The organism is Flavobacterium sp. AC274 (assembly GCF_979258275.1).
The window spans coordinates 3,611,276-3,637,880 of record NZ_OZ409852.1 but is presented as its reverse complement, the minus strand read 5'-3'; the positions used below and the strand labels follow the sequence as shown (position 1 = coordinate 3,637,880).

Annotated in this window: 22 protein-coding genes and 3 pseudogenes; 20 read left to right on the top strand and 5 right to left on the bottom strand. The window is 34.7% G+C overall.

The window, feature by feature from the left end; translation table 11 throughout:
• The first annotated feature begins 119 nt into the window (after nucleotides 1-119).
• From ACZZZT_RS16265 to ACZZZT_RS16245, 5 genes and pseudogenes are all read left to right on the top strand, one after another.
• Nucleotides 120-908: an SDR family NAD(P)-dependent oxidoreductase gene (locus ACZZZT_RS16265; RefSeq protein ID WP_463461151.1), complete on the top strand. Its 789-nt coding sequence runs from the start codon at nucleotides 120-122 to the stop codon at nucleotides 906-908.
• Nucleotides 909-1,133: 225 nt separating this feature from the next.
• Nucleotides 1,134-1,940, top strand: a complete 807-nt coding sequence (locus ACZZZT_RS16260; protein WP_042567119.1) for a phytanoyl-CoA dioxygenase family protein — start codon at nucleotides 1,134-1,136, stop codon at nucleotides 1,938-1,940.
• A gap of 156 nt (nucleotides 1,941-2,096) precedes the next feature.
• Nucleotides 2,097-2,783: a CDP-alcohol phosphatidyltransferase family protein gene (locus ACZZZT_RS16255; protein ID WP_463461150.1), complete on the top strand. Its 687-nt coding sequence runs from the start codon at nucleotides 2,097-2,099 to the stop codon at nucleotides 2,781-2,783.
• Between the two features lies 1 nt (nucleotide 2,784).
• A complete protein-coding gene (locus ACZZZT_RS16250; RefSeq protein WP_463461149.1) occupies nucleotides 2,785-3,210 on the top strand; it encodes a GtrA family protein in 426 nt (141 codons plus the stop codon).
• Nucleotides 3,211-3,536: 326 nt separating this feature from the next.
• Nucleotides 3,537-4,153 (top strand): annotated as a pseudogene (locus ACZZZT_RS16245) (DUF4833 domain-containing protein).
• Between the two features lie 597 nt (nucleotides 4,154-4,750).
• On the opposite strand, the pseudogene ACZZZT_RS16240 reads toward ACZZZT_RS16245, so the two are convergent.
• Nucleotides 4,751-5,727: pseudogene (locus ACZZZT_RS16240) on the bottom strand (NmrA family NAD(P)-binding protein).
• Nucleotides 5,728-5,843: 116 nt separating this feature from the next.
• Between ACZZZT_RS16240 and ACZZZT_RS16235 the strand changes: the two are divergent.
• Both ACZZZT_RS16235 and ACZZZT_RS16230 read left to right on the top strand, forming a co-directional pair.
• Nucleotides 5,844-6,223, top strand: a pseudogene (locus ACZZZT_RS16235) (winged helix-turn-helix transcriptional regulator).
• A 150-nt stretch (nucleotides 6,224-6,373) separates the two neighbouring features.
• Nucleotides 6,374-6,883, top strand: a complete 510-nt coding sequence (locus tag ACZZZT_RS16230) for a response regulator (protein ID WP_463461148.1) — start codon at nucleotides 6,374-6,376, stop codon at nucleotides 6,881-6,883.
• 104 nt (nucleotides 6,884-6,987) lie between these two features.
• Here ACZZZT_RS16230 and ACZZZT_RS16225 read toward each other — a convergent pair whose 3' ends face one another.
• Nucleotides 6,988-8,979 (bottom strand): PAS domain-containing protein, encoded by a 1,992-nt coding sequence (locus ACZZZT_RS16225; RefSeq protein WP_463461147.1) that lies wholly within the window; start codon nucleotides 8,977-8,979, stop codon nucleotides 6,988-6,990.
• A gap of 713 nt (nucleotides 8,980-9,692) precedes the next feature.
• On the opposite strand from ACZZZT_RS16225, the gene ACZZZT_RS16220 reads away from it, so the two are divergent.
• The 13 genes from ACZZZT_RS16220 to ACZZZT_RS16160 all read left to right on the top strand — a co-directional run bounded on the left by ACZZZT_RS16220 (nucleotide 9,693) and on the right by ACZZZT_RS16160 (nucleotide 22,446).
• Nucleotides 9,693-10,724 (top strand): hypothetical protein, encoded by a 1,032-nt coding sequence (locus ACZZZT_RS16220; RefSeq protein WP_463461146.1) that lies wholly within the window; start codon nucleotides 9,693-9,695, stop codon nucleotides 10,722-10,724.
• Nucleotides 10,700-11,305 (top strand): sensor histidine kinase, encoded by a 606-nt coding sequence (locus ACZZZT_RS16215; protein ID WP_463461145.1) that lies wholly within the window; start codon nucleotides 10,700-10,702, stop codon nucleotides 11,303-11,305. The genes ACZZZT_RS16220 and ACZZZT_RS16215 overlap by 25 nt, the downstream gene beginning before the upstream one ends.
• A gap of 10 nt (nucleotides 11,306-11,315) precedes the next feature.
• Nucleotides 11,316-12,305 carry a response regulator gene (locus ACZZZT_RS16210; protein WP_463461144.1) on the top strand — a complete coding sequence of 330 codons (990 nt, stop codon included), beginning with the start codon at nucleotides 11,316-11,318 and terminating at the stop codon, nucleotides 12,303-12,305.
• Nucleotides 12,287-13,264, top strand: a complete 978-nt coding sequence (locus ACZZZT_RS16205) for a sigma-54 interaction domain-containing protein (RefSeq protein WP_463461143.1) — start codon at nucleotides 12,287-12,289, stop codon at nucleotides 13,262-13,264. The genes ACZZZT_RS16210 and ACZZZT_RS16205 overlap by 19 nt, the downstream gene beginning before the upstream one ends.
• A gap of 311 nt (nucleotides 13,265-13,575) precedes the next feature.
• Entirely contained in the window at nucleotides 13,576-14,364 is a 789-nt protein-coding gene (locus ACZZZT_RS16200; RefSeq protein ID WP_463461142.1) for an alpha/beta hydrolase, read from the top strand.
• Nucleotides 14,365-14,412: 48 nt separating this feature from the next.
• On the top strand, nucleotides 14,413-15,432 hold the full coding sequence (locus ACZZZT_RS16195; protein ID WP_463461141.1) for an alpha/beta fold hydrolase: 1,020 nt from the start codon (nucleotides 14,413-14,415) through the stop codon (nucleotides 15,430-15,432).
• A 36-nt stretch (nucleotides 15,433-15,468) separates the two neighbouring features.
• Nucleotides 15,469-17,238, top strand: coding sequence for an amidohydrolase (locus tag ACZZZT_RS16190; RefSeq protein ID WP_463461140.1), 1,770 nt, complete (start codon nucleotides 15,469-15,471; stop codon nucleotides 17,236-17,238).
• Between the two features lie 199 nt (nucleotides 17,239-17,437).
• Nucleotides 17,438-18,457, top strand: a complete 1,020-nt coding sequence (locus ACZZZT_RS16185; RefSeq protein WP_463461139.1) for an MBL fold metallo-hydrolase — start codon at nucleotides 17,438-17,440, stop codon at nucleotides 18,455-18,457.
• Nucleotides 18,458-18,671: 214 nt separating this feature from the next.
• Nucleotides 18,672-20,045, top strand: a complete 1,374-nt coding sequence (locus ACZZZT_RS16180; RefSeq protein WP_463461138.1) for an alginate export family protein — start codon at nucleotides 18,672-18,674, stop codon at nucleotides 20,043-20,045.
• Nucleotides 20,046-20,088: 43 nt separating this feature from the next.
• A complete protein-coding gene (locus ACZZZT_RS16175) occupies nucleotides 20,089-20,502 on the top strand; it encodes a nuclear transport factor 2 family protein (RefSeq protein ID WP_463461137.1) in 414 nt (137 codons plus the stop codon).
• 97 nt (nucleotides 20,503-20,599) lie between these two features.
• Nucleotides 20,600-21,403 (top strand): polysaccharide deacetylase family protein, encoded by an 804-nt coding sequence (locus tag ACZZZT_RS16170; protein ID WP_463461136.1) that lies wholly within the window; start codon nucleotides 20,600-20,602, stop codon nucleotides 21,401-21,403.
• On the top strand, nucleotides 21,394-21,555 hold the full coding sequence (locus tag ACZZZT_RS16165) for a hypothetical protein (protein ID WP_463461135.1): 162 nt from the start codon (nucleotides 21,394-21,396) through the stop codon (nucleotides 21,553-21,555). Before ACZZZT_RS16170 ends, ACZZZT_RS16165 begins: the two co-directional genes overlap by 10 nt.
• A gap of 45 nt (nucleotides 21,556-21,600) precedes the next feature.
• Nucleotides 21,601-22,446: an oxidoreductase gene (locus tag ACZZZT_RS16160; protein ID WP_463461134.1), complete on the top strand. Its 846-nt coding sequence runs from the start codon at nucleotides 21,601-21,603 to the stop codon at nucleotides 22,444-22,446.
• A 299-nt stretch (nucleotides 22,447-22,745) separates the two neighbouring features.
• Here the strand turns inward: ACZZZT_RS16160 and ACZZZT_RS16155 are convergent, their stop codons facing one another.
• From ACZZZT_RS16155 to ACZZZT_RS16145, 3 genes are all read right to left on the bottom strand, one after another.
• Entirely contained in the window at nucleotides 22,746-23,504 is a 759-nt protein-coding gene (locus ACZZZT_RS16155; protein ID WP_463461133.1) for a GH12 family glycosyl hydrolase domain-containing protein, read from the bottom strand.
• Between the two features lie 323 nt (nucleotides 23,505-23,827).
• On the bottom strand, nucleotides 23,828-24,307 hold the full coding sequence (locus ACZZZT_RS16150) for a CAP domain-containing protein (protein ID WP_463461132.1): 480 nt from the start codon (nucleotides 24,305-24,307) through the stop codon (nucleotides 23,828-23,830).
• 348 nt (nucleotides 24,308-24,655) lie between these two features.
• Nucleotides 24,656-26,197 carry a hypothetical protein gene (locus tag ACZZZT_RS16145; RefSeq protein ID WP_463461131.1) on the bottom strand — a complete coding sequence of 514 codons (1,542 nt, stop codon included), beginning with the start codon at nucleotides 26,195-26,197 and terminating at the stop codon, nucleotides 24,656-24,658.
• Nucleotides 26,198-26,605 lie beyond the last annotated feature (408 nt).

Genomic DNA, 26,605 nt, shown 5'->3' with positions numbered 1-26,605 from the left:
GTATTTTGAAAAATAATATTTACACACTGAAAGTTGCTTTATTAGGTTAAATATTATGCAAGTTGTACACTCAACGGTTTACAATTAATCTTTATATTTGAAAGATTAAAATTAATAAAATGAGCGAAAAAACGAAACCTTATGCCTTAATAACTGGCGCCAGCAAAGGCATTGGAAAATCTATTGCTTATGAATTGGCTAAACAAGGTTATCCACTATTGCTTGTTGCAAGAAGTGATGAGGAATTAAAAACGCTATCTGATGATCTTCAAGCTAAATACGGCATCAATGCTCCTTTTTTATCGATTGATCTTTCGACAAATGGTGCATCGCAAAAAGTAACCGATTGGATAAAAATGAATAACTATCCAGTTGGCATTTTAGTAAACAATGCGGGTTATGGTGTTTGGGGCGATTTTAGTAAGTCTTCTCTAACCGATCAGCTTGGCATGATGCAACTTAACATGAATGTAGTTGTAGAGCTTTCACATTTATTAGTACCCATACTTTCACAAGAAAAGCAAGCCTACATTTTAAATATATCGAGTACTGCTGCATATCAAGCTGTACCTACGCTGGCTATTTATTCGGCTACAAAGGCTTTTGTTTTATCGTTTACCCGTGCCTTACGTTTTGAACTTGCCCAAACTTCAATTTCAGTAACCTGTTTTAGTCCTGGCCCGGTTGATACTGGTTTTGCTTCAAGAGCTGGTTTAGACGCTTTTAGTAAAATGGCTGAAAAGTTTAATATGCAGCCTGATGAAGTTGCAAAAATGGCTGTAAAAGCCATGTTCAACAAAAAATCAGAAGTTATTCCGGGTTTTACAAATATCATTTCGGTTTATGCCAACCGTATACTACCAAAGGCTTTTATCGAAAAAATGGCAGCCGGGATTTATAAAATTTAATTTTTTCAAAAAAATAAAAAAAAATCTTTGCAAATGAGAAATTATATTACATTTGTATAAATGTCTACTAATTCTATAGAGTATATCTAATATGAGAAATGAGTTTAATTTTACTAAAGATCGAATGCACGCCAACACTATGCGAATGTGTTGCTGTTGTTGCTGTTGCTAATCCTTTAGATAAAATTTCAAACACTATTATTTCATTTATTAAATATATTTATTATGGTATCTTCTTATAAAACTTTTACGCTTACTGAGCAATTAACTGCTGAGCAAATCAACTTTTTTAACGAACATGGTTTTATCCATTTCAAAAAATTTATAAATCCGGAAACTGTTTCATCCATCATTGATGCGTCTAAACAAGTGGAGCAAAAATGGATTCACAATGACCTTCAAAAAGTAAATGGAGTTCCTATTAAATACGGAAAAGATTTAGATGGTTCTCCTATTGTTCAACGTTTTGCTTTTATCAATCAACATCATCAAACCTTAAGCGGTCTTTTACTTGATCCAAGATTTAATAGTTTATTACCATTGGCAGGCGATGGTGCAAGATTAGGTACTGAAGAAAAAGACGGAATGGTTTTCAATCATTATATCAATGGGCCAGAAAGTAAGTTTACTAAAATGGGCTGGCATACAGATGGTTTGCGAGATATTTTTTATGGTGCAAAATTAAACCCGATGCTCAATGTGGGTATTCACTTAAGCACTTTACAACCCGAAAACGGCGGCCTTAAAATCATTCCGGGTACTCATAAACAAAGTATTTATCAAATGCTTTTCCGTAAAAAGTACTTTTTAGATAATAAACCCGATCCACAGGAAGTATCCATCACTCCGGAAGCTGGAGATTTAACCATTCACGATGGCCGTTTGTGGCACAGAGTGGCTGAATCCTCTATCCGTGGCGAAGACAGTAGAAGGAGAGTTATTTATATTCCAATTATAGCAGGAAAATATGCTCCTAAAAACGAGAACAGCCCAACGGTTTTCTATCAACGTTTTGCAGGTATTGTTAAATAATTATGCTGATTGTCCTCGCAGTTAGTTATCTGGTTAGATCAGGTAAACTAAAAAGAACCACCGATTTCTTTAAAAATACGCAAAGAAAAATAAAATTGAAAATTATAAAACTAGAATTGGTATAATACTATCTGGCTTATAAATATTGCGATATTAATGAGAAAAGAAACACAGGTTGAAGATCATAGTGCAATTGTACAAAGAACATTTTCAGACCGTAAGCGAACTAATATTTTAAAAAGGGCTGAACAGTCAACGATTGTATTTTTGCTGCCAAAGGTGCCTAAATTCATTTCGCCAAACGTACTCACTTTAATGGGTACACTGGGTTCTGGATTGGTTTTTTTAGCTTTTGTTTTAGGTACTTATTTTACAAACTGGTATTTGCTTTTGGGTATTATCGGTTTGGCTATAAATTGGTTAGGCGATTCTTTAGATGGAAGATTGGCTTATTATAGAAATATTCCACGTCGTTGGTATGGTTTTGCACTCGATATTATTGCCGATTGGATTGGTATTATACTTATAGGCTTTGGCTACTACATTTATGCCAAAAATGGCACACAAATAGTAGCCTTTGCTTTTGTCGCATTGTATGGCTGGTCTATCATCATCAGTCAGTTACGCTACAAAATCACAAATGAATACAGTATAGATTCTGGCGTTGTTGGCCCAACAGAACTTCGATTTATTATTGCCTTAATTTTAATTATAGAAGTTTTATTCCACGGATCTATTACATATCTGGCCGGCTTAATCACTTTTATATTGTTTATAATTAATGTAATAGATAGCTTAAAACTTTTAAAGCTGGGCGATTTAAAAGATAAAAACCAAGACTGATATGTTCCCGAAAAAATCTATTTTCACTTTTCTACAAGCACAAGTTGCGGCATTTTTAGGTGGCATTACCGATTATGGCTTAATGATTTTATTAACAGAAGTATTTAAATTGCATTTTACCTTTTCGATTCTAATCTCCGGAACCGTTGGCGCCATTGTCAATTTCAGCATCAATAGATTTTGGGTATTTAAAAAACAATGTGGTTATAACAGCCGCATCAATAGTCAGCTTTTTAAATTTGCGTTGGTTGTATTGGGAAGCATTTCCTTAAAATCATTTGGTACGCTTATTTTGCAAAAAGTATTTCAAATCGATTATAGAATCGGAAGATTAATCACGGATAGTTTTGTTTCTTATGGATTTAATTATCCATTAATTAAATATTGGGTTTTTAGGGTAAACGAAAAACAGAATGCAATTGAATAAAATTAGTATATCAATAAACAGTTGGGTGTAATTTTGTGGTTTTTCTGTTCTAACACATAGTCCCCAAAGCCCAATGTCATTAAGTTAAGGAATTAGTAAAAAGACAGAGAAGTAACCACAAAGTTTGTCATCTCGACGAAGGAGAGATCACACTAGTATTTCCGGTCAGATATTCGCCAATCTTTGTCGAGTTTCTTGTGTGATCTCTCCTTCGTCGAGATGACAAGATTGCGGATTCTGAAAGAGTTAATCTGCATTAAAACATGTGAAACGCTTTTTTAAGCGTCCTGAATCTATGTTTCCAGCCTGCACTGAGCGGAGTCGAAATGTGTTTAAAATATTTGCAATCAATGAAAATTTCGTTTATGAATAAATTACCATTTAAAAATTTTAGAAAATCACTAATTGTTATAACGATCTTAGTAAATATAATTTCTGGTAATCTATTGGCACAAACCAAAAATCCATCACCATTACATTTCCCAACGCCTAAAAATATAGATAATATGCTATTTTACATTCAGCGAGATCCGAATATAAATACTGCTATTTATGCCATAAACTACCAGGAAAACGGAAAAATAGACAAAAGCAATCCTATAAAAGCGTATTGGATTCGATATGCTGAGAAAGGAGAAAAAAAGATTTTAGTTATATACAACGTAAATTTGCATACGGAATAGAAAGTAAAGCCTCAAATAATGAGGAGTTTGAGCTTCAATTTGTATCGTATAAAAAATTACCCTTAACCTTGAAAAAGATAGATTCAGATCAAAAATATCATGTTTTTGTAAATGTAAATCAGAAAAAAATTCAGGTAGAAAAAATATTTGTGCGCATTGAAGGAGGTTCTTTTTGGTTACCCAATGTAAAGTATGCCGAAGTTACCGGTATTGATGCTTCCTCAAATAAAACAATTACGGAAAGAATGTTATTAAAATAAGATGCCTATAATATCTACAAAGAAAATTTTTAAGAATAAACTCTAGTTGAATAATTACTTTAGTTAGACTGTCTTATCCTTATGATACTGCAGGAGCCACTGTTCCATTCGTTGGAGGAGTCTTACTTCTTTTGGGTCACCCATTGGGTTTTCAAGTCCGTTTATAGTCCTGCTTATGTTAAATTTTTTATTTTCAAACTTACAGGTAAATTTCGGAAATTCATTATGGGTAATAGTCCAATGATCGTCGGCTGTTTTATTAATTGCAAATTTTTTCATTTCACGGCTGGGCAGTTTGTTGTATTTGAATTATAAACGGTAATGTGTTTTGATTATTATGGTTGAATCAGGTAGCTGTAAATATACGATTGTTAACAATAATTGAGACTGTATCTCTTAGAGTCTTAATTACAATTACTAATGTCTTGTGTGTCTCATTTGCTTTAATATTTGAAGTTTTAAGGATGCACACGACAATAATAGGCAATGATAAGCAAGATCACAAAAGCCACTGTGCAATAACTCTCATTTGCGAAAACTAGAATTTATTTTTTTAAGTTTGCTGATGGGCCGCGATTTATCACAAAACATACAAAATTAATAGGATCGCTTTAAACCTTTCCAGCCTGTTCGAATTAAAAATTGTTCCCAGGAAAGGCTTTGCGGATTAACTTTTTTGCTCCATTGTAAATCGCGATTTTCTGCAAAATAACCATATTCAACAGCATACTCGGCCATTCCAATTATCTCCTCCACTAAAGTTTCATTGGAACTGAATTCTGGAAAATGTTTCAGAAAATCGTTTCGCGTATATGCCGAACTGTACATAGCTTTCTTGCCCGTAACCTTTATAAAAGTATCAACTATTTCCTGAGGCGATAAAATATCACCAATCACAGGTAATGAGCTGCCTGCATATTTATCTGCATTAGAGAAAATTTCTAAAACAGCTGGACCTGTAGCAGTAAGAGGATCAACAAACGGTGCACGAAAGTCTTTTGGTAAGTAAATTGGAAAGACAAGAACATCATCTTGGATAATCGGGGTATAAAATTCGAGGAAGTTCGTATAAAAAAAGGCCATATAAATGAATGAACTTTTAATTGGCAGTGTTCGTATATACGTCTCAATATTGGCTTTGTCGGTGAAATGGGGCGCAAACTTTTTCCTGACGTAATTCTATCAACATTTTCCAGGCTGCTAAAAATTAGGTGCTCAGCTTTTGCGTCAAGTGCTGCATCTGCAAGCTCCTTTCCCAATGCAAATTCATGCGTTTGCGGAGGTACAATACTGGGTGTTATCAAAAAAATGCCGTATGAGCCACGGAAAGCCTCTACAAAATCTTTTTTATAACCCAAAGCAAGAGGTATACTAATTAGTTCAACTCCTTGTTCTATCAGACTTACTGCTTCCGGAGAATCGAGTCTTCTGGTAATACCACGTACTTGATATTGTCCGCTCTGTATTAGGGACTGTGCAACGCTGTAGCCTTGTTTTCCTAAAATACCAACAATGGTAATAAGCGGTTTGCTACTTTTAATACTTGATTTGGCTGCGCTAAAATTTTTTTCCATAAGTTCTATTACTTTGATTAATTTTGGACTATAAAAATTATAGTTGCAAAACTATTCATAGTTAGATAAATTTGCAATAACTATCTATTTGGATAGTTGGTCTAAAAAAGAAGTTTATGAAAATTGAATGTCAAAGTGATTATATAAAACTGGATAGCAAATTGTACCCATGCACTGTTAGTATAGCTATGGATTTAATTGGTGGAAAGTGGAAAGCGGTTATTTTGTATCATTTAAAAGACACCGATAAACGGTATAGTGAACTTAGAAGAGATATTCCGGCTATTACAGAAATGACTTTAAGCCTCCAGTTAAAGCAGCTTGAAAATGACGGTCTTTTATCACGCACTGTTGAAGGGAAAAACCTCCGATAAAAGTTGTCTACAGTTTAACAGATTTTGGAAAATCCTGCATTCCATTACTAAATGCAATAACGGAATGGGGAAATAAGGCTGCCATACATAAAGGTGAATTTGTAAATCACAAAATACTTTAAAACAGTAGATTGTAAATTTTAACAATCGCATAAAGGGCCATAAACGATATCGCTGGCCGTTAATTTGTAAATGCTTTTAAGATTATTGCCTGGTGGCAATTTTAGTAAGCATTTAAATAGTACTTTTGGAAATTGTAAAACCGTTTTGACATGATAAATTCTGAAAACCCAGTTGGAACTACTAAAGACTTAAATGAAATCGAGCCAGTAAAAATTATATTGGCTGAGGATGACAAAGATGATCAGGAATTATTTAAGGAAGCTCTTGATGCAACAAAAGTTCCTACTGAAGTTATTACAGTAGACAACGGCGAGGAACTGGTTAATGCCTTAAAGGATGGGTCTGAACCAAAACCTGATATTGTTTTTATCGATATAAATATGCCGATTAAAGGAGGTAAGGAGGCGCTGGAAGAAATAAAAAGCGATCAGGAACTGAAGGAGATTCCTGCGGTTATGCTCTCGACTTCTAATAACCCTAAAGATATTGAAGATACTTTCAATAAGGGAGCAAACCTGTATATACAAAAACCAAATTCTTTTAGCAGTTTTATTCTCATTCTGAAAAAAGTATTTATTCTGCACTGGACAAAAGCTTTAATGAATCCGGTTAAAAATATTTTTTTTGTTTCTGAAAAGAATATATCTCCGAAGGATTAAATAGGTTTTAATCGAACCCATTTCCCTTGCAGTACTGAAAGTAAAATTATAATTACAGCAATCTTTGTGTTTTTTAATAAAGAATCGATCACCACTCAGATATTTTAATTGTTTATTGGCAGGTAGACGTTAAATACCGCTCCATTTTCATTGCTTTGTAGGGCGTCAATTTCACCATTATGATTCTGGACAATTTTTTTGCACATAGCAAGTCCGATTCCTGTGCCTGCAAATTCACTTTTACCGTGCAGCTTTTGGAATATATTGAAAATTTTCTCTGTATCTTCAGGCTTCATGCCGATGCCATTATCAGTAAATTGAATTTTATAATAAGCCAGCCCTTCTTTTAGATTTACTGACTGGATCTCATCGGGAGAGGCAATACTACAATGAATATGAATTTTGGGCTGCACACCAGGGCGTATAAATTTTAATGCGTTCCCTATCAGATTAAAAAACAGCTGGGACATCTGCAAGGGAATGCCTTTGATGACCGGAAGCGCATTCCATGTAACTTTAGCACCTGTGCGCGCCATTACTACATCATAATCTTCCAGCGCATTTTTGGCCGTATCATCAAGGTTTACCGTAACGAAATTGGCATCGTCTTTCGGCAGGGCAGAATAGGCGAGCACATCTCGAATAAGTTTGCCCATACGGCTTGTGGCGTCTTTTATTTTATCTATGTATCCTAGTGATTTTTCGTCAAGATGTTCCGTGATTTTGCCCTCCAGCAACTGCACAAAGGTGCTGATTTTGCGAAGCGGTTCCTGCAGGTCATGCGAAGCTATGTAGGCAAACTGTTCCAATTCCTGATTAGAATGTATCAATTGCACGTTGGTCTGTTCCAATTCTTCATTTGTAGCCCTTAATTCCTCTATAACAGCGCCAATTTCTTCGGTACGCTGCTGTATCTGGTTTTCCAGTTCCATCTGCAGTTCCATCTGGATGGTAATATCCTGGGCAGTCCCGTTCATACGGACAGGTTTGCCCTCGGGATCAAAAACAGTTTTACCCTGCGCATGCAATATTCTTTTCTTTCCGGTAGTGGGATGTATTACCGTGTAGGTCTCATCATACAGCCCTCCTGAAGCAGGATTCAGTCCCCATGCCACGGCATTTGCTACTCGTTCGCGGTCTTCTTCGAGCAGAATCGGTATAACTTCATTATAGTCCTGGGCGGCAGGATCATATCCAAACCATTCAATAAGACGGTCTGAATAGGTTAACCCGTTTGACGCCACATCAATACTCCATGTGCCAAGCTGGGCAAGCTCAACTGCGCCTCTCATGTTTTGTTCGGCTTCTTCCAGCTTATTGCGCGCAATTACCTCTTCGGTTACGTCAATAGCCGTACAGATGACACCATGGATTCTGCCTTTTGCATCGTACAATGGCTTGTAAGTGTAATCATAATAACCGTAATATGGCGAACCATTCTTAACAAACATGATGCGGGCGGCGGTTTCGGTATGAATTTTTCCCGTATTTAAAACATTACTATAGGCCTGAAACAGATGCGTCTCTTTTATTTCCGGTACTGTTTCAGTTATAGGCCTGCCGATAATCGAATCTCCTTTGCCAAATATTTCAAGCATTTTCTCGTTGGCTTCGCGTAAAACCATTTCAGGTCCGGTGTACACCAATTTCGCCACCGGTGAATTATAAAAAACGGTACGCGCAAATTTTTCGCTTTCTTCCACTTTATGCCTTTGATTGACCTGCACTGTATTGTCCATTACCCAAACAGCCACTTTTTTTACATCTCCGGAAGCATCTTTTAAAGGGGCATAAACAAAAGTCACGTAACGAGTCTCTTCCTTTCCGTGTCTGATCAGCTCAAGTTCAGCCTCATTGACAGAGTAGGACTTCCCTTGAGAAATAACATCCGCCAATGCACTTTCGTAGTAGGAGCGTACTTCAGCGAAAGTATCCCAGTAAAAATGACCAAGGATTGCTTCTCGCGGTTTTCCGGCCACTTCTATAAAGCTGTCATTTACAATTTCGGCAACCAGCGTTTGGGCATCTAAAACGCAGATGCCGACCGGCGCATTCATAACTAGTAAATAGAGTTCCTGTTGATTTTCGATATTCATATACTTTAGATTAAATAAGGGAGCAGAAGATTCGAAAGTTCTTTGATACTGCTGGGTTTGTCAGGAAACCGCTGGCACCTTCAGCTTTGAGCTTACAGCTGTTACAGAATCCGAAGATGTAGAAAAAATAATTAAAAGAATAATTACTGGTATATCCTGTAAACCTGCTGTCGCTTTTAAGTATCCTGAAATTCTTTGCAATGCTTCGGACGCATCAGTAAACGAAACCTAGCTAACAGCATCGGATAATTGAGTTACTGCCGTGGCAAAAAAATCAATATCGTCATCGTCGTCATCAATGTAAATTGTTTTATATCTCATTATAGAAAGTTAATAATTATAATGAAAATAAAAAAATATTTTATTGAATCCTTAGATTAGACTATTATAATGATACGTCACTTTCCTTATCGATTATGTTTTCCACATTTCTAAATATTAGTTTACAATGTTTTTAATTATCATAGTGGTAAAAGTACAAGTAAAAAAAACTTTAATTTATAATATCGAAAAGGAGGTTTATATAATTATCATTGATTAGTCCCAATTAGACCTATGAACAAAATCCAAACTGTTGGAACTAATTAAATGTAACAGTATTGTATAATTAAAAGTAAAAGCAACGATATATCGTTGGCAGTCAATTTTCGTATATTTTAAATTTAAATAAAGAATTATCAATACCTTCGTTAAGCTGATTAATTCCAAAAAAAATGCTCTTAAAGCACTACAGAATAATTCTGTTTCTCCTTGTATGGTTTACATTTGGAGAAGTAAACGCATTGGCTTTTTCGAAGAGCACAATGGAGATAGGAATTGTAGAAAAAGAGCTGTCTAATCTGAGAAATGACCTGGCTCAAGAAGTAGTTTATAACGAACTGCAAGTAAAAAAAGCAGAAGAATTACTAAGTAAATTACCTGAAAGCACAGACAAAATAAAAATTTTATTAAAAGTAAGTGACTGGTATGAAGCTTCTTACAATAACCCTAAAACATTGCAAAAGGCATTTCAATATGCTGAGGAAGCCCTTCGGATAAGCCAGATACTTCATTCTAATATTTATTCTGGTAAATGTTATCTTCAACTTTCTATGGTCCAGGAGTTGAGAAATAACAATTCGATGATAGAAGTCAACGCCAGAAAAGCAATAGAAGTATTAACCAAAACAAATCAAACAGATGATTTGGGAGAATCATGGGTAATGGTTTGGTCAGCTAAAATGCGTACTAATGCACCAATAGCAGAGAGATTAGATCCAATTTTTAAAGCAGCTTCTCTATTTGAAAAGTCCGGAAATAATAAAAGAAGCGGTGACTGCTACAGAGAAATCAGCGAATTGTATTTTTCAATCTCAGATTTTCACAACGCTCTAAATTCACTCAAAAAAGCTATATTTTTCTATAAAAAAGCCAATCTTAAAGAAAGCGATATTTATCCTATTTCCTCCAGACTCAATATTATCTATGAAACTGAAAAGAAAAGCATGGATATTATCAAACTTAAAAACAAAACACTGTTGCAGCAAAGCAAACTTAAAAACGAAGTGTTTTTACGTAATTCCATGGTCATTTTTGTTTTGCTTTTACTTATAATACTTGGATTACTTTATAAAAGTTTTATGTTTAAGAAGAAAACAAACAAGGTACTCGAAATACAACAAAATGAAATCAACAAAAAAATAATACACTGCAAAAGCTGGTCGTTGAAAAAGAATGGCTTTTGCGTGAAATTCATCACAGAGTAAAAAATAACCTGCACATGGTGGTCGGTTTGCTTGCAAGTCAGACTGAATTTTTAAAAAATGAAGAAGCTCTTCAGGCAATTAATAGTAGTCAGAACAGAATTCATGCCATGTCTTTAATCCATCAGAAATTATATCAATCAGAGAATTTATCGATAATTGATATGCCGTCTTATATATTTGAATTAACAGAATATCTAAAAGATTCATTCGAAATCAGAAAATCAATAAGGTTTGTATTAGATGTTGACAGCTTTAATCTGCCTTTGTCCCATTCAATACCTATTGGACTAATTTTTAACGAAGCAGTTACAAATGCTATTAAATATGCTTTTCCAGATCATAAAAACGGATTAATTAATATTTCCCTTAAAACAGAGGATCATAAAAATTATATTTTAATAATTCAGGACAATGGTATTGGTCTTCCTGCGGATTTTGACCCTTATAACAATCCTTCATTGGGAATAAAATTGATGCATGGACTTTCTGCTGATATCGATGGAAAGTTTCTAATTACTAATGCAAATGGTACTAAAATAACGCTGAAATTCATTTTTAACGAAAATAGTTCTCATTTATAATTTCGATAAAATGGCAAAACAATTAAAAATACTTATAGTTGAAGATCAGTTTGTTGAGGCAAATCATTTACGACTGATGCTGAAAAAAGCCGGACACTCTGTTATTGGGATGGCAAGGTCAGTTCCTGATGCTAAATATTATATTGCAGAGCAGAGGCCGGAATTGGTATTATTAGATATTTTCCTTTCAGGAAAAGAGACCGGTATTGATCTTGCCGAAATACTCAAAAACGAAAATATTCCTTTTATTTATCTCTCTGCCAACTCTAATGAAGAAGTTCTTAGCAAAGCTAAACTGACTCATCCCCAGGGCTTTTTGGTAAAACCTTTTAGAGAAAAAGATTTGTTGGTAACAATTGAAATTGCCGAATATCACCAGCAATATGGAATAGAATCATCAATTAGAAAAGAGCTTTTGTTTCAAAAACAATTAAAAACTATAGTAACGAAAAGCGGTACCTGGGATGAAAGGGTTCTCAATATTATTACCGCCCTGCAGTCTCTTATTTCTTTTGATCTTGTAATGGCTGTTTTTTATATGGAAAATAAATTATCCAGCAGAGTTTTGGGTTACGCAAGAACAGGTTTACACGAATATCAACGAATAGGAATTGAGGAGTTGCAAAATATTACCGCCTTAAAAGAATCTGAGATTACTGAATTGAGAAACAAAAGCAGCGTCGAGACAGATGCGACATTCTATAATGGTCAGGATTTTATAAAAATATGCGATAAAACCCCTATCAAAAAATTGATTGCGACCTCAATGAATATGAAATCGAATCTCATGCTGCCGGTTCCCTTGACATTGACAGAAAATGGCGGGCTATATCTGTCTTTTTTCAGCAGGCAGACAGACAATTACAATAAAAATCATTTAACGCTGTGTGAAAGACTTCAGGAGCCTTTGATTTTTGCAATTGAAAATTTGATCAGTCATGACAAAAAACGGGATAAAAAAACACTTCTTCTGAAAATATTGTGTCAGTTAATAATATAAAAGATGCAGGTTTTGAATCGATCATTGGTAAAAGTCCGGCGTTGTTAAAAATATTTGATCATATTTTACAAGTTGCTCCCGCCGATACAACAGTTTTAATTACCGGGGAAAGCGGTACTGGCAAAGAGAGTATCGCCCATAGTATTAAGGAACTTTCAAATAGAAAAAATCAGCCGTTTGTAAAAATTAATTGTTCAGCACTTCCCCAAAGTCTGATAGAATCAGAATTATTCGGACATGAGAAAGGATCTTTTACCGGTGCAGCAGAAAGACGAATTGGTAAATTTGAACAGGCAGATAACGGCACTTTGTTTTTGGATGAAATTGGTGATATGCCCTTAGAAATGCAGGCAAAATTACTGCGGGCAATCCAGGAAAAAGAAATTGAACGTGTTGGAGGAAATGCCTCAATAAAAGTTAATGTGCGAATTATTGCAGCTACAAATTGTAATCTTGAAAAAGAAGTTGCTGACGGCCGTTTTAGACTTGATTTATATTACAGGTTAAATGTGTTTCCAATTCAGCTGCCCCCTTTAAGAGAGCGGAAAGAAGATATTGGACTTCTTGCCCGTCATTTTATTGCTGTCTATAGTTCTAAAACGGGAAAAAATGTGACCGAAATATCAGAAAGTGCTTTAAAAAGTCTTTTATTGTATCAATGGCCAGGGAATATTCGTGAACTCGAAAACCTTATTGAAAGAAGTATTCTTTTGGCAAAAACAAATACCATAGAGCACATTCCGCTTCCGGCTTTTGATGACGCTAAAATAAATACTAAGTCAAATGACTGGTATTTTAAAACTATTCAGGAAAACGAAAGGGAGCACATCATCAATGTGCTTGAAAAATGCAATGGAAGAATAAGAGGTATCGGAGGAGCATCAGAAATCTTAGGATTACCGCCTACAACATTAGCTTCGAGAATGCAAAAATTGGGTATAAAGAGAAGCCACTTTTAAATGATGAATTATGAATTATGAGTTATGAATGAAAAGTAACGCGTAGTTGAAACGTAAAATGTGCTTTTAATTTTTTTTAATATTATTATTTGTATTGTATATTTTTCAAATTGCTTTCTACTTTTACTTCTAACTCATAACTCAAAATTCATAACTCAAAAAACGATATTAAGTTGCTTTATTTTCGTTGTACGACGAAATATAGTCGTTCCAAATTTCAATTTAAATATTTAATTAATTGAAAATCAATTAAGTACAAAATAGGTTCGGTTTTAGTTTCTTCTTTGGCATAACATTAAAAAAAATGTATTATGCTGACTGAAAACCCTACTACAATACTTTTTATTACAGGTGCATTTGTAAGCAATAAATGCTGGGATGACTGGAAAGTCTTTTTCGAAAGTAAAGGATTTACAACTCTGGCGCCAGCGTGGCCGTACAAAGACGCTCCGGCTGCTGTTTTACGAGATCGTCATCCAGATCCTCAAATTGCCGGTCTACGCTTGACCGCTTTGATAGATCATTTTGAAAATATCACAAAAAACCTTCCTCAAAAGCCCATAATAATCGGCCATTCTATTGGTGGGCTTATAGCTCAAATACTTTTACAGCGTAATTTAGCCTCGGCCGCAATTGCCATACATTCGGTTCCTCCTCAGGGAATTATGACCTTTAAATTTTCATTTTTAAAAGCCGGCTGGGGACCGCTTGGTTTTTTTACCTCTGCAAAGAAAACTTTCTTAATGACTTTTAGCCAATGGCAATATGCATTTACTAACGGAATGCCAGAAGAATGGCAGGAAAAAGCATATTATGATTCTGTTATTCCCGAATCTAAATTAATCGTGCGAGATACCATAACCTCGGCTGCAAAAGTAGATTTTAATGCTTCTCACAATCCATTATTGTTAATTGCAGGATCTGCAGATCATACTATTCCCGAGTCACTTAACTATTCTAATTACAAAAAATATACGGATAAAAATTCTATTACAGATTTTAAGGTTTTTCCCGAAAGAAATCACTTTGTTTTAAATCAGCCGGGCTGGCAGGAGATTGCAGTCTTTATACAAGATTGGATAGGAAAACTGCCAGCTTAAAAAAATATAATAACCAATTATTCTAATAACCAATTAAAATTTTAAATTATGAAAACGAATTTATTAAACACTACTTTTTTAAACTTTAAAAGTAAAACAGTCCACATTTTAACCTTTTTATTTTTACTAATGGTTTTAATATCCTGTAATAAAAAAACAGAAGAAACTACTGTAACAGAAACCACACCTGCGACATCATCCGAAACAACTCAGGCAGTACCTGCAAATCCACCTGCAAATTTCAAACATGCCTATGAAGAAGTAAATGGAGTTAAAATTCATTACGTGATTGGCGGAAAAGGAGATCCGCTGGTATTGGTTCATGGTTTTGGACAAAACTGGTACATGTGGAATCGTTTACTTCCGGAACTTTCAAAACATTTTACCGTTATCGCTCCGGATTTAAGAGGTGTTGGGGAATCTGATAAGCCAGAAGGAGGTTATGACAAAAAAAATATGGCAAAAGATATTCATGAACTGGTAAAAAAATTAGGATACAATAATATCAATCTGGCAGGACATGACATCGGACTTATGGTGGCTTATGCTTATGCTGCACAATATGGAAGTGAAGTTAAAAAATTAGCTTTGATGGATGCACTTCTTCCTGGTATCGAACCGGTTTGGTCGCAGGTTTCGGCTTCTGCATGGTGGTTTGGATTTTTTGCCTGGCCAGCTTCGGGAGATATTGTAAAAGGAAAAGAAAAAGAGTTTTTAACCAATTTCTGGCCAATGGTAGGACATGTTAAAGACCCGTTTACTGCTGAGGAAACGGCTGAATTCGTAAGAGCTTACGCTGTTAAAGATGGTGCGAAATCAAGTTTTAAATGGTTTGGAGCATTTCCGCAGGACGGGAAAGACAATTTAATTTTGGCAAAAACAAAACTTAAAATGCCGTTGCTTGCTATGGGAGGAGAATATTTTGCCGCAGCTTTCTTAAAAGAGCACTCTAAATTGGTTGCAGAAAATGTAACCGAATCTAAAATTGCAGGTTCAGGACACTGGTTGGTTCAGGAAAATACAGCTCAGGTACAAAAAGATCTTTTGGCATTTTTCCTTGCGAAATAAAGCTCTAAAATAAACAGACCAATTAAATCTCATAAAATGAAACAAATATTTATCATACTATTATTTTTCTTTGGTCTGTTAATGCAGTCTCAGGAAAAAGCCGATCTGATTATTTACAATGGAAAAATTGCAACCATGCAAAAATCAGGCGAATTTGTGCAGGCGTTGGCAATAAAAGACGGGATTATTCTGGAAACAGGAACTTCAAAAAGTATTCTGGAAAGTTATAAAACCTCATCTGCAAAAAGCATCGATGCAAAAGGAAAAACGGTTATTCCGGGTCTAAACGACAGTCATATTCATGTTATTCGCGAAGGCTTAAATTATAATGCAGAATTGCGTTGGGATGGCGTAAAAACCTTAAAAAGAGCTATGGAAATGCTCAAAGAACAAGCAGCCAGAACACCGCCGGGAGTTTGGATCAAAGTAATTGGAGGCTGGAATGAATTTGGATTTGAGGAAAAAAGACAGCCAACCATTGAAGAAATAAATGCCGCAGTACCTGATAAACCTGTGTTTATAACCTATTTATACGGCAAAGCTTTTTTAAACAAAAAAGGAATCGAAGTTTTGGGTTATACCAAAGATACACATTACGAAGGAAGTGTTCTCGAACAAGACAAAAATGGAAACTTAACTGGATTAATGTTTGCAAAAGAAACTCCAAAAGCCATTTATACCACTTTGGGATTAACCACAAAATTAACTCCCGAAGAAAGAATCAACAGTTCACTTCAGTTTAATCGTGAACTCAACCGTTTTGGATTAACGTCTGTAATCGATGCGGCAGGAGGTTCTCAAAACTTTCCTTCAGATTATGCAACTTCTATGGAATTGGCCAAACAGGGAAAACTAAATCTTAGAATCTCATATTATCTCTTTGCACAGCAAAAAGGCAAGGAACTTCAGGATTATGAGAAGTGGGTTGCCGAAACGATCATTAATAAAAATGATAATCTTTTGACAGCCAATGGTTATACCGAAGAAGGGGCAGGAGAAAATATTGTGGCATCTGCAGCAGATTTTGAAAATTTTCTGGAACCCAGAATTGTTCTTTCTGATGAAATGGAAAAAGATTTGGAACCTATAATTCGCTTGCTTGTTAAAAACAAATGGCCTTTTCGATTGCACGCCACTTACGGCGAATCGATTGACAGAATGCTGAATGTATTTGAAAAAGTAAATAAAGAAATTCCGTTTAACGGATTACGTTGGTTTTTTGACCATGCAGAAACCATTACACCTCAGGAATTAGAAAGAGTAAAAGCATTAAATGGGGGAATTGCAGTTCAATTCAGAATGTATTTTCAGGGCGAATTGTATGAGAAAATGTATGGCGCCCCAAAAACACAATTGCCTCCGATAAAAAAAATGCTCGAAATGGGAATACCTGTCGGAATGGGAACTGATGCAACCCGTATTTCAACTTATAATCCCTGGATGGCGCTGCATTGGCTCATTACAGGAAAAACATTAGGAGGAATGCAGTTTTGGCCGAAAGATCAGGTTTTAGATAAGTTTACTGCACTTCAATTATATACTTCAGGCAGCGCTTGGTTTTCAGGTGAAGAAAAAGAGAAAGGAAAACTGGTAAAAGGAATGTATGCCGATTTTTCGATTTTATCAGAGGATTATTTTACAGTTCCAGCCGATAAAGTACGAAATATCGAATCGGATCTGACTGTTGTAAACGGAAAAATTGTTTATGGAGCAAGAGATTTTAAAGTATTTGATCCTGTAATTGCACCTGTAATTCCGGATTGGTCGCCGGTGAAATATTTCGGAGGATACGCTAAAAAACTTTAATCATAAATAAAATTCGTTGGGTGTAATTAGTTTTAATATATAAAATGCAGACTTTAAAATAAATGCCACAGATTAAAAAGATTAAAAAATCTGCTTAATCTGCCAAATCTGCGTGAAAAACTAGCACATAGATTTATGTGTTTTTAAACCAATTATATCCAATGAATTTAATCAAACAAAATCTATAAAAATTTAGATCATGAAAATTCAAAAAATAATCTCTGCATTGACAATTATCATGTTGTGTACATTAGTGAATACAACGGCTTATGCACAATTTCCAATGCCCAGTCACGTACCCATTTGGGACGCAAACAAAGTGACTTTAAAACTGCATAAAATTTCAGAAAATGTTTATGCCGTATCTCCAAGTACAACCGAAACCGAAACCACAAAAGGAATTGCGCAGGCAACTTCGGCAGGCTTTATTGTGGGCGATAAAGGGGTTTTGCTTATCGAAACGATGTTAAGCAAAGGATTATACGATCAGCTTTATAAATTAATACGATCTGTAACGCCAAAACCTATAGTTTATGCTATAAATACAAGCGATCACGGCGATCATTGTTTCGGAAATTATTTACTTCCAAAGGAAACAATTGTCATTCAGAATGAATTCTGCAAAGACAATCTGGCTAAGAATTATGATAATATCAAACAGTTTATGATCATGCTTTTTGGAAAAGGAAGAGGAATTGAAGAGAGCGTTTACCGTCCTGCCGACATTACAATAGCCATCAACCAAACCATGAAAATTGATATGGGAAAAGGCAATATCGTTGAAATTATAAATGTGGGAACCGCGCAATCTCCAGCAGATCTTTTTGTGTATTTAAAAGCGCCTTCAGGAAATGTGTTGTGGGCAGGAAATCCTTTTATTGCTGAGAGTCCGACAATTCCGTGGTTATTTGACGGCTATTTTTTGGAACCGGTTCAAAACCTGAACAAAATTTACAATATGATTTCTGATAAAGATATTGTAGTTCCGGGACATGGTAGAATTACCAATAAAGCAGGAATTAAATGTACAATAGATTATGTTACGGCTTTGCAGTCTAATGTTGAAAATGCCGTAAAAAAAGGTTTGACATTAGAAGAAACTAAAGTTGCTGTAACCATGAAGGAATTTGATAAAGGATATGAACTTTTTAACTGGCTTCATTTCAATTTTAATGTTCCAAATGCATATAAAGATATTAAGCAAAACGGGGTTAAATAATTAAAAAATAACCCTGTTGGGAGTAATTATTTTTAAACACATAGAAACATAGGATTATTGAACTCAAAAAAGACGTTTCACTTGCATTAACAAACATAGCTATGTGTTAAGAAACGAGTTTCTTTTTGATTTTCTTTTTTTCAAAATTATAAAATCTATGTTTCTATGTGTTTAAAAATAATCTCAATAGCGTGATAATAATAAAAATTGAATTATGAAAAACAAAATCCTATTAGTGGTTTTATTGCTTTCATTTTCTGGTTTTGCACAGCGGTACCCTGATTTTAAATCACTTCGGTTTGATGAGAATTATAGTGTTTTGGAAAATGATACAGTAAGCAATGACTGGTATAAAACAGTAAAATTTCTGCCAATTTCTGCTTCTAAAAAAACGTATATCAGTTTTGGGGGCGATATACGTTTTCAGTACTTCTATGCTAAAAATGAAAATTGGGGCGATGGTCCGCAGGATAACGATGGTTATGTTTTAGGAAGATATTTGTTTCATGCCGATTTTCATGCAGGAAAATTTTTCAGAGCTTTTGTTCAGACACAAAGTAGTATGGCAGATGGCAGAATTGATCCGAATCCTGTGGAACAAAACCCACTGGAAGTACATCAGATTTTTACTGATTTCAATATTATAAATGAAGGCAGCAAAAGACTTATTTTAAGAGTAGGAAGGCAGGAACTCACATACGGATCTCAACGTTTGGTTGCCGTTAGGGAAGGACCGAATAACAGGCAGTCGTTTGACGGAATTAAAGCAATTGTATCCAGACAAAATTTTACAACCGATTTGTTTTATACACATTACGTTGTCGCGCACGATGGTATTTTTGACGACGACTCGAATAAAGACCGACAATTATGGGGAAGTTATTTGGTGTTTAACAAAATACCAATTATCAAAAATATTGATGTTTATTATTTAGGTTACGAAAGAGCCAATGCAGCATTTTTTGACGCAACAGGTAAAGAGAAACGACAATCTGTTGGAACAAGAATTTGGGGAAAAACAGAAAACTGGCGTTATGACGCAGAAGCTGTTTACCAATTTGGTGATGTTGCTGACAAAAACATAAGTGCCTGGACAGCTTCAATAAATGCAGGATATCGTTTTAATACCGTCAAATTTCGTCCGGAAATTGGTTTTAAAACCGAAATTATAAGTGGAGACAAAACGGCGGGCGACTCTAATCTGCAAACTTTTAATCCGCTTTTTCCAAGAGGTGCTTATTTTGGACTAGCTTCTGTAATTGGGCCATCGAATTTAATTGATTTTCATCCTTCATTGAGTCTTGAAATTGTTAAAAACGTCGATTGGGTTATTGATTATGATATGTTTTGGAGATACAGCAGCAACGATGGTATTTATGCACCAAATACAGCATTGATTTATCCCGGAGACACAACGACAGAAAAGAAAATCGGAAACCAATTAGAAAGTGAAATCATCTGGGAGCCTAATCAATATCTGTATTTCAGGCTCGAAGCGACTTGGTTTCAGGCTAAAGATTATATAAAAGCATCAGGAACCGGTAAAAACATATTTTTTACGGGAATTACGATGCAGCTCCATTTTTAAGTTTTAAAATTGAATTGCATCAGAAACATTAAAAAATCTCATTATGAAAAAAGCTGTTTTTAAATCAAAAATGGAAACAATAATATTAATAACAGCAATGCTATTGATTGGTTTCTCGGCACAAGCCCAAGTATACTCTGAAGAAGAAATAAAAACAAAAGAAACCGTAGAGAAGTTTTTTGGATATATAGGATCTAAAAACCCGGAAGGAATTGCTTCCATGGTTTCAGAAAAAGTAGATTGGTATATTTTCGAATCGAAGTATATGCCGTGGACAGGACATCGTTCAAAGCGAGAAGAAATTTCAGTGCTGTTCAAAACACTCTTTAGTTATTTTGTTGACGGAAGTGAAAAGCTGGAGGCGAAATCTTTTTTATTGAGAGGAAATGAAGTGGCTGTCTTTGGCTTTGTTGAAAGAACAGTGAAAAAAACGGAAAACATTTCAAGATGCCTTTAGCGATTCATATCACGGTTGAAAATAATCTGATCTCCAAATTTTCACTTTATGAAGAAACGCTGATTATTGAAAAAGTACTTAAATAAAATCAAGAGATATGAAAGATAGAAGAACATTTATAAAACAAGCAGGTCTTGCTGGTCTCGCGGGATTCGTTCCGATAAACCCATTGCTGGCAAGCGATCTCAAAACAGATAAATCTGTACAAGATGAAGTTTCTAGTACCAAATGGCCTGACGGATCGCGTTTGGTAGTATCGATATCTATGCAATTTGAAGCAGGCGGACAGCCTGTAAATGCTGAAAGCCCATTTCCGCAAAACATGCAGAAAGGATTTATAGACCTTCCGGGCGAGTCCTGGTATCAGTATGGATATAAAGAAGGAATTCCCAGAATGCTCGACAATTGGGATAAATTTGGAATCAAGGTTACCTCGCACATGGTTGGTTCGGCAGTATTAAAAAATCCGGAGCTTGCCAAAGAAATTGTACAAAGAGGACACGAAGCTGCAGCCCATGGTATGGACTGGGCGACGCAATATTCTATGCCGTATGAAACAGAAAAAAAGTTTATCAAAGACGGTGCAGATGCTATTAAAAAAGTTACCGGTTTTGAACCTGTCGGCTATAATGCAAATTGGTTAAGACGCGGAACAAATACATTGGAAATTTTACAGGAACTGGGCTTTAAATACCATATTGATGATTTAAGCCGTGACGAGCCTTTTTTATTAAAAGTAAAAGGAAATGATTTTGCAGTGGTTCCGTACACCATTCGCTGTAATGATATTGTGTTGGTAGAAGGCAAAAACTTTAGTGCAGATCAATTTGCGCGTCAGGTTATAATGGAATTTGACCAGCTTTATATAGAATCTGAAAAAAGCGCCGACAAATGTCAATAAGTTTTCATGATCGAATAGGAGGGACACCGCAAATGGTCGCAGCCACGACACAAATCCTTAGTTATATTCAAAAACATAAAGGAGTTAGTTTTAGACGAAAAGACGAGATTGCTCAAATGGCTTATCAGGATAAAAATATCATTAGAGAATGATTCAAAAGCACTTAAAAGACAATTCAACATTTAAAATAAACAATTATGAAAAATGAAAGCAAAACGTGGTTTATAACAGGAACTTCTCAGGGAATTGGTCTTGTTTTAGTCAAACAACTATTGGCTCAAGGATTTAATGTTGTTGCTACTGCAAGAAATGTAGAATCGCTTAAAAAAGCGGTCGGCAATTCGTCTGATCAGTTTTTACCATTGCAGGTCAATTTGATCAGTGAAGAAAGCGTAAAGCAAGCTGTTAATTCAGCGATTGAGCAATTTGGCTCTATTGAATATTTGGTCAATAATGCCGGTTATGGTTTAATAGGCGGAATTGAAGAAAGCTCGGATGTTGAAGTTCGTGCCAATTTTGATGTAAATGTTTTTGGTTTGCTAAATGTTACAAGAGCAATTTTACCTCATATGAGAGCCGCACAATTTGGACACATTATAAATCTTTCTTCTGTTTTTGGCTTAATTGCCGGGGCAGGCTGGGGAATTTATTGCGCTACTAAGTTTGCCGTAGAAGGGCTTTCTGAAGCACTTGCACAAGAGGTTAAGCCATTTGGAATTAATGTAACCATTATAGAACCCGGTTATGTACGTACGAACTTTTTAAATAGTTCGTCATTAATTGCTTCGAAAAATCCTATTGAAGAATATACAGCTATACGTGAAAGTGTAAAGGCACATCAAAATGATATTCCGGGCAATCAACCAGGAGATCCTGAAAAAGTTGCCGAATTAATTATAAAAGTAACACAAAAAGCAGAACCACCGCTTCGTTTGCTGACAGGATCTGATGCATATGGATTTGCTACCTATAAAATTGATTCGTTGAAAAATGAAATTGAAGCAAATAAAGAACTTACTTTTTCGACAGATTACAAGTTATAATTCAAATACATAAATAACAATTATAATGTTTTCGTATTGATCCATAAAAAAAACCCATTTCGTAAGAAATGGGATTTTTTAGTTTGTACCTATTGATGTCAAGTATAAATATCATTTCCTAATAGAGCGGTGCTGAGAAAAGCCTTGCCATAAATATCTTAGCGGAAGCGATTTATCCTTCTACTGTTCCATTGCGTCATTGACATAGACAGGGATAGCATGTGAATTTAAAATCTACTTTAAAAATAAAAAACTGGCTCAATTCTTTAAATTAAGCCAGTCTTGATCTTGCAAAAAAACTAATTACTAGTTACAGAATAACTGTTACATGTAAAATTTGCCCCATTTCCGTTTGTCCCATAACAGGATGAGATTTCAAATCCATATTGTATGTCTCCAACGGTGACATTACCAAACCATCCCTTGTTTTTTATCCAATTATAGATTGCTTTTGCATCTATTGTGCCGCTGTTGGTTTTTGTCGTGCGTAAAAATGAATAAACATTATTAGATCCATTGTTTCCGCGGAATACGTTCCAGGTGTGACCACCTATGCTTTGGTTTGTGTATACCGGAACAGAAGCACCAGTTGATGAATAATTATAAGAAATTGGTTTTACATTTCCTGAACCGTCCGAATTTCCTGTGTAGTTTAACCACAGCATTATTTCATTGGCTTTATTGCTATCCCAAAGATCATAAGCAGACACCCATGCTCCACCACTTGGAGTAGTTGCATTAAAGCTGGTACTAAGAGTGTTGATTGTATTTAACACTTTACCTACATATTTGGTTGAATTTGGGTATGATTTAATACCTGCAGTATTTGGATGGTTTGCCCAAATACCCCAATTACTGTAATTATTTGCCCATATGGATTGGCTTCCTGCACCAGAACCCCATATATTATTATAAACGGTATAACCGCCATTTGACCAACTAGCATATTGATCAGATGATGACCATGCAGCTTTAACTTCTGAGTCATTCTTTACCTCGCTTGTTTCGCACCCTATAAACATTAGGCTTAATACTACAAATAAAATTGTTTTTCTCATAAATTTTAATTTTTAAGGTTAAATAATTAGTTGTACTAAGGTATTGATAATTAAATATTTATATTAATATTTATTAAAAACATGCTTATTTTTAAACAATAATCATAAATAACGGATTTTAACGCATTAAAATTTAAAAATATTTTTTAGTTATGGTAAAAATGACTATATATAAAATAAAAAACTGAGAATAATATAATTTGTAAATAATAAAACAGACTTATTCTCATTATCGTAAGAATAAGTCTATTTTTTTGTAGTGAAAATAAATTGTTTATCAATGTGTTGTTATGGTTAATAACAACTTCTAGAAGAGAATTAGTTTACTTTCCTAAATTTGAAACCCATATGTTTCCTGATTTTCCAGCACCCATTTCTACATAAGTATTACTCATCATGGCTTTACAATGGTCTTCGCTGTTTTTCCAGCCTATTACAACTTCGGCAGAAGTACTGTAATTGCGAGCAATCACTTCACCTACGTATTTTCCGGTATAACCAACAGCAGCGGCTCTTTGTATAGGACTTGTCCCTTCAGGCGATATATGCGCGAAATAATTACGTGCATTCATATCCTTAGCATAATTAATAGCTGTTTTTGTTAATAATGTATTGCTTACCAATGCAGGTACAGCAGGCATATCATCGGATCCACATTTACATCCTGTTGTTCTAAGTTTATTTATTTCAATCAAAACAGAATCAGTAACGTCTGTCCCATCAATGAGAGTATCATCATCATTACTACATGAGATAAATAATAAGGAGGTCAAAAGAATATAAATAACACGCTTTGGAAACATAATAATTGATTATTTATTAAGGAGGTATAAAAGATATTTGTTTTATTGTTTTAAGATTTTCTAAAATTAAGGTTCTTTGCTTTTATTATTGAAATTTTTTCTCAAAAAGATAAACAACAGTTTAGTTCATCACTTGTAACTCTACGGGGAAACCAAACCGCTGGGTATTTACATATTCATACGTATTAAATGGGGGTAAAAGAACATAAAAAAAGCTCCAAATCAACAATTTGGAGCTTTTTTATTTGTGACCTCGACTGGACAAATTTCTATAAATTTTATGGAAGATTAATGTAAAAATTGTGTCACTTTTACCAGAATTTGCACCCTATTTTAGATATACTTTTTTTAATTGTCGCAGAACGAACCAATTTGCTTTAAATGCCTTTCGGTCTGGTATTTATTAAAATTGTCCCATTTTGGAGCGGTACTTGTTTTTTGTCCGTACATGGCATCCAGGCAAATGTTGTTGTCCTTGTATTTGTCATGTAAAACAGCTAAAATTTTAAAGAAAAATTCATCCAGCATGATGATGGCTTCAAATTCTGATTTTAGGGTACTGTAATTAGAATCTGAAGGATTTAATAGTTGCAGTAAATTTAAAAGCTCTTTCTTTTCTTCTTCATTGATTTCAGTGGCATAACCCGTTTTTAAGGTTTTAAAGACCAGATTATTCCAGGCTTTGCTGTCATGTCCCCATTGCACATCAGGCAGGTTCAGGGAATGTTCGCAAATTAGAATAATAGAAAAAAGAACATCATTTAAATACTCCGCCGGGAATTCGTCAAAGCTTCTGAATTCGAAACCGCTCTGGTACATTTTTTCCTGATTAAAATCAAGCCCCACTTCCGAAAGCATTTCATATTCCATATCGGCTTCAATCTGATCGCGCCACCAGATATTTTCTTCTTTTGTAAATTTCAGTAGTTTTCTAAAATTGTCTACCTTATAGGTTAGAATTTTACCTTTTGGCATTGATTTGTTATAAGTCCCAACACCAATGTAACGGGACATGGCATTTCGCATTGAACCCAAAGTGAATTTTTTGTCTAAACTGTATTTATCACTTATCACGCCCATAATATCAGGGCTTCCGAGCGTGGATATGAAAAAAGGCTCAAACCACTGTAATAGATAAATGGCGTTAGCATGTGTTTTTTCAAAATCATTGTAATCCACAATTCTGCTGTCTTCTGTTAATGACGGTAAGGTGATATGAAAATGGTAGGTTCCGTTATTGAATAAAACCAGGTTTTCCTGATTGGTCATAAACATATTAAGGCCGTTATTATAATCCGGAAAATTTAATTTTCCGTTTAACACAGACGATTCGTTGATTTTATCCAAAAACAGTTTTTTGGTAGCTTTCAATTCTTTGCAGGAATCAGTAATTGTTCTGTTTTCAAAATATTTGGTTACAAATTCAATAGAATCACCATCAAAATGCACTGATCCCATCGTTTTGTTTCTTTGGGTAATCATACTCTGAATGTTGTATGGCTGATCTTCAAGGAAAAGTTCCATGATCGATTTGCCCAGATATTCCGGATTTTCAATCGGTTCTGCGATCGTCTCACCAACTTCCGTATCGATTACTGTTTTTACTGGCGATAATGTCTTGTGCTGATAATTGATATCGAGCTTTTCCAGCGAATGACTGTTCATCATTCGGCTTACTTTATAGTTTTCAGTCAGGTTAAAAGCTTTTTTCAGCATAGGAGCCAGGCTTTCGGGTTTATAGCATTTTCTGTAATCAATACTATATTTCTCAAAGCCAATTTTTTCTTGTATAAATTCACCAGAAACTATTAGGGGTTCTTCAAACTGCATGTAGGTTTCGTTTTCCAATCCTATTCCCCAATAATATTTTTTTGTCTGATTGTCTTTCATTTATACTTACTTTCTTTTTTAAGGTTATTTTAATTTATAAAGTCATTTTTATTCAGAAATACAAATTCAATCTGTTAAAACCAGAGACAAGAAACCTATAACGGATTAAGCATATTGTTGCCTCCATTATAAAAGTTTTCGTTTACTTTTAAAAATATAGGAATTTATATTTTAGATTTTTTGCAATTTTATCGACTGAAACATCAATTTAGAAGTAAAATTTTATGATAAGGTTATAAAATTACTTTCGTTATCAATCACTTTTGTATCAATAATTTAGGTAAGAGAATAGCTAAATCACAACTTTTGCTGTTCTTGTTTTTTCTAAGTTGCAAAAATAGTTTTTTATTATCGTATTTCCAAGTAGTTATCTCGTTGATAATCAATATTTTTTTAGAATGTTTAACG